The sequence below is a fragment of the Kosakonia sp. H02 genome (genome assembly GCA_030704225.1).
Classification (GTDB): Bacteria; Pseudomonadota; Gammaproteobacteria; order Enterobacterales; family Enterobacteriaceae; genus Kosakonia.
Window position 1 is genome coordinate 2,343,837 of the sequence record CP131915.1, and the last position, 16,509, is coordinate 2,360,345.

Below are 16,509 nucleotides of genomic sequence, written 5' to 3' on the forward strand. Positions count from 1 at the left end.
CTAAAACTCAAACTGATAGAGCAAATCAAGTGCCTGATCTACGCCAGACACCGCTTCAAGATACAGCTTAGGCATCAGGCGATAACGTAACGTGAGAGTCGCCAGTGAGTCAAAAATTCCTACACCATATTTTACTTGTAGACCCGGCAGCACATAGCCGCTGACCACCACCTGCGAGGAATCACCGACCCCCTGCGTGTCCAGCGCCAGATTGCTGACCCCGAAAGTCTCGCCGATTTTACCCACAACCTGACCACTTTGTGCAACCCCTAAGCCAATTAGCATGGAGGTCATCGCCGCGCTGTCGCTCTGTTCACTCTCCAGCCCCTGCCCGCGCAGCAGATAGGAGAGTGCTTCCTGTTGCGACATCGCCGGGTCGGAGAAGATCTCCGCTTTCGGTTCGTCCGCCGAGCCAGTGACGCGCACGCCAGCAATCACGTCATTTTCGGTGGATTCAGGATTACGTATCGCCTCAATATTCAACAGTGGCTGATCCGGCGGACCGGAGAAGAGCAGCTCGCCTTTACGCACAATCAGATCCTGACCGTACGCGCGAAAACGCCCTTCCGGGATATTGATCTGCCCGTTCAGCCCCAGGCCTTGTTTATCCTGCGCCACTTTCAGATCGCCCGTCAGCCGCGCTCGCAGACCAAAGGCATCCAGCCGCACGTTGTTACCGACATGAACGGTCACGTTGCTGTTGATCGGGATTGCCGCGCTTTTTGCCTCTTCCGGCTGCAAATCTTTATTCAGCATCACCTCATCGCTGGAAACGCCAACCGCGCTTTCCGGCACATCATGCACCACGATGCGCGCCCACGGCACATCGACACTGCCGTCGAGGGTAAACAGGCTGGGTGTTGCTTCAAACACCACATCCGGCGACACATCCAGGCGCACCATTGGCGGCACGGTGATGCGTACTTTGCTGCCTTTCGCCGCGATACGCGCCCGCCAGTTGTCGATTTGACTCCAGTCGGCATCGCCGCTGAGATTAATTTGCCCCTGCCCGGTGCGCACCACGCCTTGCAGCGTCGAACGCGTCCCGTTGAAGTTCATCGCCAGTTGGCTGGGCTGCATGTCGAACGGCATAAAGTTGCCCTCCACATCCAGCGCGTTCAGCCCCAGTTGACCAAACAGTTGCGGGCTTTGTGCGTTACCGCCCAGCCGCAGATTCGCGTTCAGCGTCCCCGCCGCTTTCTCGCCGCGGCTGAAGATGGCGTTCGCCATTGCCAGCGAGAAGTTGCGAATATTCACATTCCCGCCGAGATTGCGCCGCCCTTGCGGGTCGGTTACCTGCACCTGGCCGTCGAACTGGCCGTTATTGGTCAGGCGCATTAACCAGCCAAAATCGGCGCGGTTATTTTGCAGCTTCGCATTAATATTCAGCGTGTCGAAGGCCACCGGCAACGGCGAACCGTTAACCACCTGCGTCACTTTCACCCCGCGCCCGGAAAGCGTCACCTGCCCCTGCGGCAAGCCCTCTTTGGTGGTGTCCCAGCTTACATCCGCTTTCCCGCTGAACACGCCGCTTGCCTGGGTGGTGTCCGGCATAAACGGTTTCAGCATCGCCAGATCAAAGCGGTTGAGATTGACCACTGCGCGCCCAGCGGCGCCCGCATCAATCGTCTGCGGGATACACAATTCCGCGCTCGGGTTCAGCCAGCAATGCGGGCCGATAGCTATTTTTTGCTCCTGATTGCGATAGTCCAGCGCAATGGCGCGCGTGAGCGACCACGGGCCAACCGGCGTGGCAAAACGCGTATCGCTCAGGGTGCCTTTCCAGCGCTGCTGCTGGCGATCAAAACTCCCCGCCAGCGTTAGCTGCCCGGAAACCGGCTCGCCCTGCACGCGCAGTTGCAACTTATGCTGCTTCTCATTGCCGTCGGCGACAAGCGTCGCCAGGCTGATATTCACGCCAGGTTGCGCAATGCGCTCCACGCGCACGTTCAGCTTGCCGCCGATCTGATCGCTTGATTTCACATCGCCCTCCACGCGCACGCGGGCGATGGAAAGTTCCTGCCAGCGCAGATTGTTGGCGGTGATATCCGCCAGCGCCTGCGGCGCATCCACGGTGCCGCGCACTTTCACCACGCCTTTTGCCGTGCCACCAAGGCCTGGCAGCGCGTTATTCAGCCCCGGCGCATCGATGGTGGCATCAAGGTTGAGATCTTTAACCCCCAGCTCGCCTTTGATATCGGCGCTGTTTTTGCCCAGTTCCACATGCAATCCGGGGATCGTCCACTGCAAGTAGCTGTTGCCTTTTAACTGTCCGTCAACATTGACCTTGTTCTGCTTCACGTTGCCGCTCAGTTTCAGCTCCGGCACATCAACCTGCCAGGTGCCGCCATACAGGCTGCCGCGCGTTTTCACCAAACCGTTGAGTTTCGACGGCCAGTCCGGGAAGGCTTTTGCTGTATCGATCCCCTTCAGCGCCAGTTCGCCGCGCCAGCTAATGGCTTGCTGCCAGTCGAGCAGCGCTTTCAGTTCGGTGGTGCCTTCCAGCGCCGCAATGGAGAGTTTATCGAGGTTAAGCTGTTGCTCGTTGCCCTTGCCATCCAGCGTGATGGTGGCGGGCGGGATCTGCTGGCCTTTTACCGCCGTGCGGAAAGAGAGTGCGTAATCGGTCATTTTGCCGGTAAATTTCAGCTTCAGATCGTCGGCCTGATACTGCTTTTCGCCGGTAAACGGCCAGTAGAGTTGCTGGCTGGTGATGTCGAGGTTCAGCGGCAAACCGGCTTCCGCCAGTTGCGTTTGCGCCCGCAGCACCATATCGACCGGGCCGGAGAGATTCACGCCAATCTCAAGCTGCTTACGCATTTCGCCGCCGACTTTCAGCTTCACTTTCTCGCCTTTCAGCGGGTCGACATTGAGCGTGGAATTCAGCGTGATATCCACCGGCCAGTTATCGCGCAGTTGCGCGCTGCCGGTGGCATTGACCTGGCCCTGGTTGGAATCGATATCCAGCGCGTCGAGCGTCATTTGCCCGTCGATGCTACTCACTTTCAGCAGCAGGCTGCGCACCAGAATGTCGGTATCGCCAGTTAAGCGCAGTTGCTCGCCGCGAAATTCTTCAATGTTGAGATTGAGCGGCAAATGGACATCAGTCATCTCCGGCAGTAGCGGTTTTTCAAACAGCGCTTTGAGGGTTTCGCCCAGCGGCTTCTCTTGCGGTTGCGGGTTCTGAATTTTTGGCTCGACGACCTCTTCTTGCGCCACATCCGCCACTTTCGGCAGCGCAATCAGCAGGCCTTGCAGCGAGGTGGGTTTCAGGGTCAGGTTTTTCTCTTGCCAGTTCAGCCCGGAACTGAAGTCCATCACCGACACGGTGGTGTCGTCGATTTTGATATTGACGTTGTGCAGCGCCACCCGGCTGAGGGTAATCGGGTACGGCGTCGAGAGGTTCAGCGGCCCGCTCTCTTCCTCTTCTTCCACCTGCTCAGCGGGGGGCATTTTTTTACTGTCGACAGCCACATTAATGTCTTTAAGCGACAAATCGTTGACACACACGCTGCTGCTGCGCAGGCACCCCAAATTGAGCGCGAAGTGGATTTCCCCGGCGTTCACCGCCACGCCCGGCTGCGTATAACGGATGTTTTTCAGCGACAGATCGCGCCAGCCGCCGGTGACCTGGCCAATCTCCAGCCCCGGCACCCAGCGGTTCGCCGCGTTAAACAGCAGATGCAGCCCGCTGGTGGTGCCCACCAGAAAGGCAACGGTGCCCAGCACTAACAGGATAAACACCAGTACGCCGAGGCTGATTTTCTTCCATAAACTCATAATTCCGGCCCCAACCCGATGTAAAACTGTAACCCGTGCTCATCTTTGTCGCCGACGGGAACCGCGAAATCGAGCTTGACTGGCCCCACCGGCGACTGCCAGCGCACGCCGACACCCGCGCCGGTTTTAAAGTCGCTGCGGCGGATATCGCTCACCGCTTCGCCGCTATCAACAAAGACTGCGCCCCACCACTTGCCGGTCACGTTGTATTGATACTCCAGCGAACCGGTCGCCAGTTTTGAGGCACCGATCAGTTTGCCTTCGTCATTTTCCGGCGCGATGGATTTATATTTATAGCCGCGAATACTGCGATCGCCCCCGGCGAAGAAGCGCAGATCCGGCGGAACGCGATCGAAATCGCCGGTTTCGATCCAGCCCAGATTGCCGCGCACCACAAAACGGTGGCGGTCATAGAGCGTACGGATCCAGACGTTTTGCGCCTGCAAGACCAGGAAGTCGACATCCGATCCCCAGGCGGTATTCGAGTAATCCACCGAATAGCGCTGCGAATCGCCCCAGGTGGGCATCAGCCCGCCGCGCGAACGGGTACGGCTGACCATGACGCCCGGATAGAGCAGCATGGTGGTATTGGTGACGTTGGCCTGGGTAAAGTGATCGAGACTCCAGCGCAGGTTGATGGCGCGCTGCCAGCCGCTGGAGAGATCCCAGTAACGCGACAGCGCAAGGGTGGTGGAATCAGCTTCGGTATCGTTCAGGTCGGTGCGTTTAAACCCGCCCTGCACCAGGTAATATTGCTCCAGCGGGTTTTTCAGCAGCGGTATTTTGTAGCTGAAGTCCAGTTGCTGCTCCGGTGCTGAGACGCTCATGGTGGTGGTCAGGCTGTGGCCGTAAGAGTTGATCCACGGCTTTTTCCATGTGGCTTTAACGCGCGGCCCAACGTCGGTGGAGTAACCGACGCCCGTTTCGAGGGTATTTTTAGTGCGCGGCGATACCACACCTTTCAGCGGCAGCACTTTGGTTTTGCGCGCTTTGTCGAATTCCGGCGCGACAATCACCGAGTTAAACCAGCCGGTGGCCGATAAACGGCGGTTAAGTTCCGCCAGATCCTGAGTCTGGTAGTAATCACCTTCGTGAAAAGGCACGAGATTTTGCAGATATTCGTCGCGGATTTGCGAGCCTTCGAAAGTGACCGCGCCAAAACGGTAGCGCTGGCCGCTGTCATAATCGATATCCCAGAATGCCTGTTGACGCTCAAGCGAGACACCAAGCTGGCTTTTGTTGAACTGGCTGTCGAAGTAGCCTTTACGCAGTGCGACGCTGGTAAGAGATTTTTTGAAGCTGTCGTAATCGTGGTGATTTAATACCGTGCCGATGGCAGGACGTTTTTTGAGGAGTGCCAGATAATCACTGTCGGTGCGCGCGCCACCGCGCAGGATCACATCCGTCCCGCCGATGCGCACGGGCTCCCCGGCTTTGACACGGGCAATCAGCACCTGACGCCCTTTCTCCGGCGGCGGGCGCAGTTCGAAATCAATGGTCGGCTCGTAGTAGCCTAACGCTTTTAACCCTTCGCGGATGGCATCATCAACGCGAGCCTGAAAGCGTCGGTCAGGCGTGACTTCATCACTTTCGATGGTCGATAACTGGGCGCGCACGTTTTTTCGCAGTTCGCCGGTTAGCCCCTCAAGTTGCAATCGCACATTAGCGGCGAAAGCCGTTTCGCTCACCAGCAACAAACCGGCAAGATATAAAAGACGGATCTTTGGCACGTTCTCTCCTGAATATCCTCGCTCCCACCCCTGGAAGGAAACGTAAGCGCAGCTCCGCGCTGGGCCTGATTCTGCCTTTAATGACAGAACGCAGGCTGATAAAAACCCGAAAAAGCGGGTTGAAAAACGGACGACTACCCCAAAATTTCTTATGTTTAAATCTAGTCGGATTTATGCCGTTTATTGTGTTAAAACACACGCCTTAACACAACCCTAACCGCAATTACCCTCTCCGGGAGGTATTACCGTGAGTCTGCTCGATAAAAAAGACCTTGTTTCTCAGTCTGATGCATTGCCGGGGCGCAGCACACCGATGCCTGTTGCCAGTTTACATGCCGTTAACGAGCATTCAATGACCCATGTTCCGGAAGGCATGGAAATTGCGCTGTTCGCGATGGGCTGTTTCTGGGGCGTTGAGCGTCTGTTCTGGCAGCTTGATGGCGTTTACAGCACCGCCGCAGGCTACACCGGCGGCTATACGCCGAACCCAACCTATCGCGAAGTGTGCACCGGGCAAACCGGTCACGCCGAAGCGGTGCGCGTGGTGTATGACCCTGCCGTTGTCAGCTACGAGCAACTGTTGCAGGTGTTCTGGGAGAATCACGATCCGGCGCAAGGTATGCGCCAGGGGAACGATCTTGGCACACAATACCGTTCGGCAATTTATCCCTTAACGCCAGAACAAAACGAAGCCGCACGCGAAAGCCTGGCACGTTTCCAGGCCGCAATGCGCGAAGCGGGTGACGCGCGTACCGTCACCACAGAAATTACCACCGCAAAACCGTTCTATTACGCGGAAGATGAGCATCAGCAGTATTTATATAAAAATCCGCAGGGATATTGCGGCATTGGCGGCATTGGCGTGTGCTTGCCGCCGCAGTTGAACCCTTAGGGTTCTGCGGAAATAATCGCCTAAAGGAGGCAAGAATGAAGCCGCTGGCAGCCTGTAACAGGCTTACGCTATACTAACGGCGAAATTGCCGGTCCACCGCTTCGGGTCGGCATTCATTGTGTTTACCACATGGATATTCCAAAAAACCCTTCCGAGGATCCGGTTAATAGCTGGATAAATTATGTTAAACAGTATCTTAGTCATACTCTGTCTGATCGCGGTGAGTGCGTTTTTCTCGTTATCCGAGATATCGCTCGCCGCATCGCGAAAAATCAAACTTAAACTGCTTGCCGATGATGGCAACATCAATGCGCAACGCATTCTCAAGATGCAGGAAAACCCCGGGACCTTCTTTACCGTCGTGCAAATTGGCCTTAACGCCGTTGCGATTCTGGGCGGTATTGTCGGCGACGCGGCATTCTCGCCAGCATTTTACAACCTGCTGCTCAATGTCGTTTCCCCGGAGCTGGCGGATCAACTGAGCTTTATTATCTCCTTCTCACTGGTAACCGGGATGTTCATCCTCTTTGCCGACCTGACACCGAAACGCATCGGTATGATTGCGCCAGAAGTTGTGGCTTTGCGCATCATCAACCCGATGCGCTTCTGTTTGTTTGTCTTCCGCCCGCTGGTCTGGTTCTTTAACGGCATGGCGAATGTCATTTTCCGTATCTTCAAACTGCCGATGGTGCGTAAAGACGACATCACCTCTGATGATATCTACGCCGTTGTGGAAGCCGGTGCGTTAGCCGGGGTGCTGCGTAAACAGGAACATGAACTGATTGAGAACGTCTTCGAGCTGGAATCGCGCACCGTGCCGTCGTCGATGACCTCGCGTGAAAACGTGATTTGGTTTGACCTGCACGAAGATGAGCAGAGCCTGAAAAACAAGGTATCTGAACATCCACACTCGAAATTTCTGGTCTGTAACGGCGATATCGACCACATCGTTGGTTATGTCGATTCCAAAGATCTGCTGAACCGCGTGCTGGCGAATCAAAGCATGGCCCTGAGCAGCGGGGTGCAGATCCGCAACACGTTGATTGTGCCGGACACCTTAACGCTCTCCGAAGCGCTGGAAAGTTTCAAAACCGCCGGGGAAGACTTTGCGGTGATCATGAACGAATACGCGCTGGTGGTCGGCGTCATCACCCTGAACGACGTGATGACCACGCTGATGGGCGACCTGGTGGGCCAGGTGGAAGAGATGATTGTCGCCCGCGACGAAAACTCATGGTTGATCGACGGCGGTACGCCGATTGATGACGTTATGCGCGTGCTGGATATCGACGAGTTCCCGCAGTCCGGCAACTATGAAACCATCGGCGGCTTCATGATGTTTATGCTGCGGAAAATCCCGAAACGCACCGATGCGGTGAAGTTCTCTGGCTACAAATTCGAAGTGGTGGATATCGACAACTACCGTATCGATCAGTTGCTGGTGACCCGCATCGACACCAGAGCGGCCGTGTTAACGCCTAAGCTGCCGGATGTTGAAGATAAAGGCGCGGCGTAATGCCGGAAGCAGAAATGTCAACGGCCCCATTGGGGCCGTTTTTTATAGTACTTAAACTACTGCATAGCACGACTGGTTAAGCCATCTCGGTTTGCAGACGCAGAACCTGACGGTTAACTTCAGACATCACAGACAGATGCTGTTTGTCTTTCACTTTCGGGATAAGGATTTTGCCCTTATCAAACTCGAAAGCGCCAACGTCCTTGATATACAACCGTCCACGGAACAGGATTTTGACGTACTTTGCCACCTGAAGTGGGTTGTAACGTTGGAAAATTTTCATTGTTGTATCTCTCCTGTAAAGCATTACGCCCTTGCGGTGCCACAATCGGCCCGACGTGAATGAGCGCAAATTTTGTTGCCCAATGACTATAGTTCAGAACCTGACTGATACATAGTGTGTATGGGTTTATTTACCTTTTGATGACAATTATTCAGAATTTTCTTTTCACACCTTGAAACAACGCAGTATAACCCCGCATTTTTTCACGGATATGTGCGTTCGCCCGCAAACTGGCATCCGGATTGCGGGAAAAGCGTATTGATCGCACTTATGATTAAAGTGACGCATTAAGTGGTCGGATCACCTGCATAAACAACAAGAGACAAGGACACACCATGACCCTACGTAACATCCTGGCAGCGACATGCTTGTTACTGCCGCTGGTCGCTTCGGCACATAACTTCGAGACCAACCAGCGCGTGCCGCCTGTGGGCATAGCCGACAGAGGGGAACTGCTTCTTGATAACGATAAGTTTAGCTATAAAAAATGGAATAGCGCCCAGCTTCCAGGAAAAGTGCGGGTTGTGATGCATATTGCCGGTCGGACCTCGGCAAAAGAGAAGAATGCCGCGCTGATTGAAGCCATCAAAAGCGCGAAACTGCCGCACGATAAATACCAGACCACCACCATCGTAAATACTGACGACGCCATTCCCGGCAGCGCGATGTTTGTGCGCAGCAGCCTTGAGAGCAATAAAAAGCTCTATCCGTGGTCACAATTTATTGTCGACAGCGAAGGCACAACGCGCAAAGCCTGGCAGCTTGAAGAAGAGAGTTCCGCGATTGTGGTGCTGGATAAAGAAGGCCGCGTGCAGTTTGCGAAAGATGGCGGTTTGACCCAGAAAGAAGTGCAGCAGGTGGTCGACCTGCTGCACAAATTACTCAGTAAATAGAGACCCGGAAGCCGGGGTTGAGGAACGATTCACGCGGGGTGTAATCCAGAGTGCGCCCCTGCCAGTCGTGAACATGCGCCCCGGCGGCCACCGCAACGGCGTGACCCGCCGCCGTATCCCACACGCTGGTTGGCCCGAAACGCGGGTACAATTGCGCCTTCCCTTCCGCCACCAGACAGAATTTCAGCGACGAACCGATTGCCGTGGTCTGGTGTTCACCCAGTTGCTGGAGATATTCCCCCAGTTCCGCATCATTGGCGTGAGAACGGCTGACCACCACCAATGGCGGACGCGCATCACGCACCCGAATGGGCTGACGGTTACCCGCTTCATCTTTCCAGGCTTTGCCGTCGGCGGCCGCGTACATCACTTTCAGCACCGGCGCGTAAACCACACCCATCACCGGTTTCCCCTTTTCGATCAAGGCGATATTGACGGTAAACTCACCGTTACGCTTGATAAACTCTTTGGTGCCGTCCAGCGGATCCACCAGCCAGTACCGATCCCAGTGCTGGCGAACGTCCCACGCGGGCGGATCTTCTTCCGACAGGACAGGAATGTCCGGCGTCAGCGCCTGCAAGCCCCGCGCAATCACATGGTGCGCCGCAATATCCGCTGCCGTGACTGGAGAATCATCCACTTTACTGGTGACCTCCATCGGTTTGTGACCGTCATACACCTGCATAATGGCATCACCCGCTTCCCGCGCGAGCTGACAAATTGCATCTAACATATCCACCTCTTGTCTGTTCAGTGGTTTGTAACTCGTTGTTTTACTTATATCGCATTGCGCCGGAATCTGCCATCTGTGAGAACGATTGCAGTTTCTTTGCTCACCTTTATGGCACTATTCACAATTCTGTAAGCAACAGTATGTACATAACAATTTCTTTTGTGGATGAGATCGAAAAAGGACGCTTCTGATGATTAAGTTTAGTGCAACGCTTCTGGCCACGCTGATTGCGGCCAGCGTGCAAGCCGCAACGGTGGATTTACGCATTCTGGAAACCACTGATTTGCATAGCAACATGATGGATTTTGATTATTACAAAGACACCGCGACGGAGAAATTCGGCCTGGTGCGCACCGCCAGCCTGATCAATGCCGCGCGCGGTGAAGTCAAAAACAGCGTGCTGGTGGATAACGGCGACTTAATCCAGGGCAGCCCATTGGGCGATTATATGGCGGCGAAGGGGCTGAAAACCGGCGATATCCACCCGGTATATAAGGCAATGAACACCCTCGATTACGCCGTTGGTAACCTCGGCAACCACGAATTTAACTACGGCCTCGATTACCTGCACAAGGCGCTGGCAGGGGCGAAATTCCCCTATGTGAACGCCAATATTATTGATGCGAAAAGCAAAAAGCCGCTGTTTACCCCGTATGTCATCAAAGAGACGCCGGTGGTTGATAAAGACGGCAAATCCCACACCCTGCGCATCGGTTATATCGGCTTTGTACCGCCGCAAATTATGGTCTGGGACAAAGCCAACCTCAGCGGCAAAGTTTTGGTGAATGACATCACCGAAACCGCGCGCAAATATGTGCCGGAAATGCGCGCAAAAGGCGCGGATGTGGTGGTCATCGTCGCCCACTCCGGGCTGTCGGCAGAGCCTTACCAGGCGATGGCGGAAAACTCCGTTTACTACCTCAGCGAAGTGCCAGGCGTGGATGCGATCCTGTTTGGTCACGCGCACGCTGTCTTTCCCGGCAAAGATTTTGCCGCCATCAAAGGCGCGGATATCAACAAAGGAACGCTGAACGGCGTGCCGTCTGTAATGCCAGGCATGTGGGGCGATCATCTTGGCGTGGTCGATCTGGTGCTGAATAACGACGCGGGCAAATGGCAGGTTAGCGACTCAAAAGCCGAAGCGCGCCCGATTTATGACGCGGCGGCGAAAAAAGCGCTGGTGGGCGAAGACAGCAAGCTGGTCGGGATCCTGAAGCACGATCACGATGCCACCCGCGAGTTTGTCGGCAAGCCGATCGGCAAATCGACGGATAACATGTACAGCTACCTGTCGCTGGTGCAGGACGATCCTACCGTGCAGGTGGTGAACAACGCGCAGAAAGCCTATGTGGAGCACTTTATTCAGGGCGATCCGGATCTGGCGAAACTGCCGGTGCTCTCCGCCGCCGCGCCGTTTAAAGCCGGTGGGCGCAAGAACGATCCCGCCAGTTTTGTCGAAGTGGAAAAAGGCCAGCTCACCTTTCGCAACGCCGCCGATTTGTACCTCTACCCCAATACGCTGGTGGTGGTGAAAGCCACCGGCAAAGAGGTAAAAGAGTGGCTGGAGTGCTCTGCCGGGCAGTTCAACCAGATCGATCCTAACAGCGATAAGCCGCAAAGCCTGATCAACTGGGATGGTTTTCGCACCTATAACTTTGATGTGATCGACGGGGTGAAATACCAGATTGATGTGACGCAACCCGCGCGCTACGATGGTGAATGCCAGAGCGTCAATCCTCAAGCGGAACGCATTAAGCATCTGACTTATAACGGTAAACCGGTCGATCCGAATGCGGTATTCCTTGTCGCCACCAATAACTACCGCGCTTACGGCGGCAAGTTTGCCGGTACGGGCGATAGCCATATTGCCTTTGCCTCGCCGGATGAAAACCGTGCGGTGCTGGCGAAGTGGATAGGCGATGAGACCCAACGCGCAGGCGAAATCCACCCGGCGGCGGACAACAACTGGCGACTCGCGCCCATTCCGGCAAGCCACAAGCTGGATATTCGTTTTGAAACCGCGCCAACGGAGAAAGCCGCCGCGTTTATTAAAGAAAAAGCGCAATACCCAATGCAAAAAGTAGCGACCGACGAGATCGGTTTTGCAATTTACAGTTTAGACTTGAGCAAGTAATCGCCCTTCTTACCTAACACGTCAGGAGAATTATCATGATCGCACTTACCGGCGCGACCGGCCAACTGGGCCAGTTTGTGGTAGAAGAACTGCTAAAAACCGTTCCCGCAAAAGAGATTATCGCCATCGTGCGTAACCCGGCGAAAGCCGAAGCGCTGAGCAAACAAGGCGTACTGGTTCGCCAGGCCGATTACAACGACCAGGCCGCACTTACTCAGGCGCTGGCAGGTGTCGACAAACTGTTGCTTATCTCCAGTAGCGAAGTGGGTCAGCGCACCGCGCAACACCGTAATGTGATCAACGCAGCCAAAGCCGCTGGCGTAAAATTTATCGCCTACACCAGCCTGCTGCATGCAGATAAATCCCCGCTTGGCCTGCACGTTGAACACGTTGAAACCGAGAAACTGCTTGCCGAATCCGGCATTCCATTCGCCCTGCTGCGTAACGGCTGGTACAGCGAAAACTACCTTGCCAGCGCGCCGCCTGCACTGGCGCATGGCGTGTTTATTGGTGCGGCGGGCGATGGCAAAATCGCCTCTGCCACCCGCGCGGATTACGCCGCCGCTGCCGCGCGCGTTATTCGCGAAGAAGGCCATGCGGGCAAGGTGTACGAGCTGGCGGGCGATACCGCCTGGACCCTGAGCGAACTGGCGGCGCTGCTAAGCAACGCGAGCGGGAAAAAGGTGGTTTATCAGAACCTGAGCGAAGCCGATTTCGCCGCCGCGCTGAAAGGCGCAGGTCTGCCAGATGCTTTCGCTAACCTGCTGGCGGATTCCGATGTCGGCGCATCAAAAGGCGGGCTGTTTGACGACAGCAAAACCCTCAGCAAACTGATTGGCCGCCCCACCACGACGATTGCCGAGAGCGTCAATGGCCTGCTGTAACGGTTAAAATTTGGTTAATTTTTGTAGCCTGTCGCCGGGTCATCCTTAATAATAAAGGCCTTGCCCGGTGGAGGATGCGTGTGGAAGGCGTACCAGACCAGTTTATTGACGAGAGAGATCGCGCACGTTTTCGCCATCTGGCGATGCTGCCAGGCGTTGAGCTGTACCACGCGCATATCTCCCGCTACGCCTTTGAACCGCACACCCACGAAGCGTTTGGCATTGGCGCAATCGAAGCCGGTGCCGAACGCTTTCGCTATCGCGGCACGCACTATGTCGCCCCGGCGAACTCCGTTGTCACCATGAATCCCGATGAGCTGCATACCGGCGAAGCCGCAGGCGCGGATGGCTGGCGCTATCGCATGGTCTATCTGGAACCCGATTTACTGGAACAGGTTACCGGCATTCGCCACTGGTGGTTCAACGACGTGACACGCCTCGATCCGCTGCGCGCCCGGCAGATCTGCACCCAAATCCACAGCCTCTGGCACACCGATGATCCGCTGGCGCAACAAGGGATCCTGCTTGATTTGATCGACACGTTCCGCCCGCTGGCCCACCATGCACCGCAGCGCCACGAAGCGGCGCACCGCTTTGAACGGGTGCGCGATTATCTGCACGACAACTATATGCGCAGCCTGACACTCGTTGAGCTGGCCAATGTTGCGGCGCTCAGCCCGTATCACTTCCAGCGCCAGTTCAAGGCGCATTTTCACGTCACCCCGCACCAGATGCTGATGGCGATCCGCCTGTGGCGCGCGAAGCTTTTTCTCACCCAGGGCATACCCGCCGCCGACGTCGCCGCCATGACCGGTTTAACAGATCAGTCGCATTTGACCCGCGCATTCACCCACCGTTATGGCATTACGCCTGTGCGCTACCAAAAACAGGTGGCGCACCGTTAAAGCGCAATCTCCTACAATATTCCCGCGCAGGGCTCCCCTACACTGGCGCAGACCAGGAGAAAAAGAGATGAAAAGATGATGAGTGGCGTGCTGTATGCCTTGCTCGCAGGGCTGCTGTGGGGGTTGATTTTCGTAGGGCCGTTGATCGTACCGGACTACCCGGCAGCGCTGCAATCGACCGGGCGCTATCTGGCGCTGGGGCTTATTGCCCTGCCGCTGGCCTGGCTGGGCCGTGCGCGTCTGCGCCAGTTAACCCGTCGCGACTGGTTTACTGCGCTGTGGCTGACCTTAATGGGCAATCTGATTTATTACGTCTGCCTCGCCAGCGCCATTCAGCGCACCGGCGGGCCGGTCTCGACGATGATTATTGCCACGCTGCCGGTGGTTATCCCGGTGTGCGCCAATCTTCTTTACAGCCAGCGGGATGGCAAACTCTCCTGGCGTCGTCTGGCGCCTGCGCTGCTCTGTATCGCGCTTGGCCTGGTGTGCGTGAATATCGCCGAATTGCGCCACGGCTTGCCGGGTTTCAGTTGGCAGCGTTACGGTTCGGGAATTGCGCTGGCTTTTATTTCCGTGGCGTGCTGGGCGTGGTATGCGCTACGCAATGCCCGCTGGCTGCGGGAAAACCCGGACAAAAATCCGATGATGTGGGCAACCGCGCAGGCGCTGGTGACGCTGCCGGTGTCGCTGGTGGGATATTTTGCTGCTTGTCTGTGGCTCGGCGTGCAGCAGCCTGATTTCGCCTTGCCTTTTGGCCCGCGCCCGCTGGTCTTTATCACCTTAATGCTGGTGATTGCGGTGTTCTGCTCATGGGTGGGTACGCTGTGCTGGAATATCGCCTGCCAGCGCTTGCCGACGGTGATTGTCGGCCCGCTGATTGTGTTTGAAACCCTCGCCGGGCTGCTTTACACCTTCCTGCTGCGCCAGAGTATGCCGCCGTTACTGACCCTTAGCGGCATTGTTCTGCTGGTGGGAGGCGTGGTGTACGCGGTGCTGTCGAAACCGCAAAAAGTCAGCGTAACGCCACTCAGGCAGCCATAAAAAACCCGGCAGTTGCCGGGTTTCGATTAGAAGGTTTCCCAGTTCGCTTCATTGACGCTTTCCGGGGCTTTCGCTTGCGGTTTTTTCACCGGCGAAAGCAGCGCAGTGCTTTGCGCGCTACGGGCGCGGTTGATTTTAAATACCGCGACGGTTTCGTTCAGGCGCGCCGCCTGCTCTTCCAGCGCACCGGCCGCCGAAGCGGACTCCTGCACCAGCGAGGCGTTCTGCTGAGTCACGCGATCCATCTCGGCAACGGCCTGGCCGACCTGGTCAATACCGCGACTCTGTTCATCAGAAGCAGAGGAGATTTCGCCCATGATGTCCGTCACCCGCGTAACGGCGCTGACTATTTCGGCCATGGTTTCCCCGGCTTCGTGAACCAGTGCGGCACCGGCATCAACGCGGTTACCGGAATCTTCGATAAGACCTTTGATCTCTTTTGCGGCCTGCGCACTGCGCTGCGCCAGCGTACGCACTTCACCGGCAACCACCGCGAATCCGCGCCCCTGCTCACCGGCACGTGCCGCTTCAACAGCCGCGTTCAGCGCCAGGATATTGGTCTGGAAGGCAATGCCGTCGATAACGTTGGTTATCTGGGCGATTTTGCTGGAGCTGGCGGCGATTTCGTCCATAGTACGCACCACGCCATCCACCACCTGACCGCCTTTTTTCGCCGTACCGGACGCATTCAGCGCCAGTTGTGTCGCCTGGCGGGCGTTGTCGGCGTTTTGTTTCACCGTTGCGGTTAACTGTTCCATGCTGGCGGCGGTCTCTTCCAGAGAAGCGGCCTGCTGCTCGGTACGGGAAGAGAGATCGTTGCTGCCCGCTGAAATTTCACCGGCACCGGTATAAATGGTGTCCGCGCCGTCACGCACCACGCTTACGGTTTTCACCAGCGATTGCTGCATCTCCTGCACGTTCTGCGCCAGGCGCGCCATCTCATTGCTGCCTTCGGCATGAATGGAATGGGTCAAATCACCGGTCGCGATGTGACGGATGTGACCCATAATGTCGTGCAAGGGTTTCAGCAGTACGCGCTGCATTGCTACCCAGCTCAGGGCAATTACCGCCAGCACCACGATCATCACTGTCGCGAGGATCCACAGGATACGCGTATAGTCGTGTTCGTTCTGCTTAACGCCTTCATTCGCCAGTACGGCCTGCGCATCACGCCACGCGCGATAGCTCTTTTGCATCGCAACCTGCTTCTGCTCCGCATTCTGGCGGAACATCTCTTCCAGATTGCCCGCCAGCAGCAGACGGTTCATTTCCGTCAGCGTGGCATGATAAGTGCCATACTGCTTTTCCAGATCGTCGGAGAGCTTTTCGTCCAGGCCCGGGGTTTCCGGAAGCTTGTAGTATTTATCAAAATGCAGTTGTGCCTGATTCAGCAAATCCGTGGCGGTTTTCGCCAGTTCGCTGAGCTGCCCGCCGTTGATTTGGCTGGCGGTGCTGCTCTGCAAACGCAACATGCCGCGGTTCAATGTTACGCGCGCCTGGTTGAGGCTTATCCAGGCGTCAGTGAATTCGGAAACGTTCTGGCTGGAAACCTGAGAAACGTTGAAGTTATTTTTGTCGTTATTAAGCGCACTGATAAAGACGCCGGCAGAAATTAGCTGCATCGCACCCAGCACGACTAACACCATGATTAATAAAGTTATAACTTTGATACGCTTGAACATCGTTGGCCTTTATTGAGTACAGGATATTGTCTGAAG

At 56.0% G+C, this 16,509-nt stretch carries 12 protein-coding genes; 7 read left to right on the forward strand and 5 right to left on the reverse strand.

The window, feature by feature from the left end; all coding sequences use genetic code 11:
* Both tamB and tamA read right to left on the reverse strand, forming a co-directional pair.
* Positions 1–3,780 carry an autotransporter assembly complex protein TamB gene (gene tamB / locus Q5705_11105; protein ID WLI75156.1) on the reverse strand — a complete coding sequence of 1,260 codons (3,780 nt, stop codon included), beginning with the start codon at positions 3,778–3,780 and terminating at the stop codon, positions 1–3.
* The gene (gene tamA / locus Q5705_11110; protein WLI75157.1) at positions 3,777–5,510 is read right to left on the reverse strand and encodes an autotransporter assembly complex protein TamA; all 1,734 of its coding nucleotides are present in this window, start codon (positions 5,508–5,510) and stop codon (positions 3,777–3,779) included. The genes tamB and tamA overlap by 4 nt, the downstream gene beginning before the upstream one ends.
* A gap of 247 nt (positions 5,511–5,757) precedes the next feature.
* On the opposite strand from tamA, the gene msrA reads away from it, so the two are divergent.
* On the forward strand, positions 5,758–6,402 hold the full coding sequence (gene msrA, locus Q5705_11115) for a peptide-methionine (S)-S-oxide reductase MsrA (GenBank protein ID WLI75158.1): 645 nt from the start codon (positions 5,758–5,760) through the stop codon (positions 6,400–6,402).
* Positions 6,403–6,583: 181 nt separating this feature from the next.
* Positions 6,584–7,918, forward strand: a complete 1,335-nt coding sequence (locus Q5705_11120) for a hemolysin family protein (GenBank protein WLI75159.1) — start codon at positions 6,584–6,586, stop codon at positions 7,916–7,918.
* A gap of 76 nt (positions 7,919–7,994) precedes the next feature.
* Here the strand turns inward: Q5705_11120 and Q5705_11125 are convergent, their stop codons facing one another.
* Complete coding sequence (locus Q5705_11125; protein WLI75160.1) at positions 7,995–8,201, reverse strand: DUF1107 domain-containing protein; 207 nt, start codon at positions 8,199–8,201, stop codon at positions 7,995–7,997.
* Positions 8,202–8,536: 335 nt separating this feature from the next.
* Between Q5705_11125 and Q5705_11130 the strand changes: the two genes are divergently transcribed.
* Positions 8,537–9,094 (forward strand): YtfJ family protein, encoded by a 558-nt coding sequence (locus tag Q5705_11130; GenBank protein WLI75161.1) that lies wholly within the window; start codon positions 8,537–8,539, stop codon positions 9,092–9,094.
* Here Q5705_11130 and cysQ read toward each other — a convergent pair.
* Complete coding sequence (gene cysQ, locus Q5705_11135; protein WLI75162.1) at positions 9,084–9,827, reverse strand: 3'(2'),5'-bisphosphate nucleotidase CysQ; 744 nt, start codon at positions 9,825–9,827, stop codon at positions 9,084–9,086. The two genes, Q5705_11130 and cysQ, sit on opposite strands and share 11 nt — an antisense overlap.
* A gap of 190 nt (positions 9,828–10,017) precedes the next feature.
* Between cysQ and cpdB the strand changes: the two genes are divergently transcribed.
* From cpdB to Q5705_11155, 4 genes are all read left to right on the forward strand, one after another.
* Positions 10,018–11,961, forward strand: coding sequence for a 2',3'-cyclic-nucleotide 2'-phosphodiesterase (gene cpdB, locus Q5705_11140; protein ID WLI75163.1), 1,944 nt, complete (start codon positions 10,018–10,020; stop codon positions 11,959–11,961).
* Positions 11,962–11,996: 35 nt separating this feature from the next.
* On the forward strand, positions 11,997–12,845 hold the full coding sequence (locus Q5705_11145; protein WLI75164.1) for an SDR family oxidoreductase: 849 nt from the start codon (positions 11,997–11,999) through the stop codon (positions 12,843–12,845).
* 80 nt (positions 12,846–12,925) lie between these two features.
* Positions 12,926–13,750, forward strand: coding sequence for an AraC family transcriptional regulator (locus tag Q5705_11150; protein ID WLI75165.1), 825 nt, complete (start codon positions 12,926–12,928; stop codon positions 13,748–13,750).
* Between the two features lie 75 nt (positions 13,751–13,825).
* Positions 13,826–14,791, forward strand: a complete 966-nt coding sequence (locus Q5705_11155; GenBank protein ID WLI75166.1) for a DMT family transporter — start codon at positions 13,826–13,828, stop codon at positions 14,789–14,791.
* A gap of 26 nt (positions 14,792–14,817) precedes the next feature.
* On the opposite strand, the gene Q5705_11160 is transcribed toward Q5705_11155, so the two are convergent.
* Positions 14,818–16,473 (reverse strand): methyl-accepting chemotaxis protein, encoded by a 1,656-nt coding sequence (locus tag Q5705_11160; GenBank protein ID WLI75167.1) that lies wholly within the window; start codon positions 16,471–16,473, stop codon positions 14,818–14,820.
* Between the last annotated feature and the right edge of the window lie 36 nt (positions 16,474–16,509).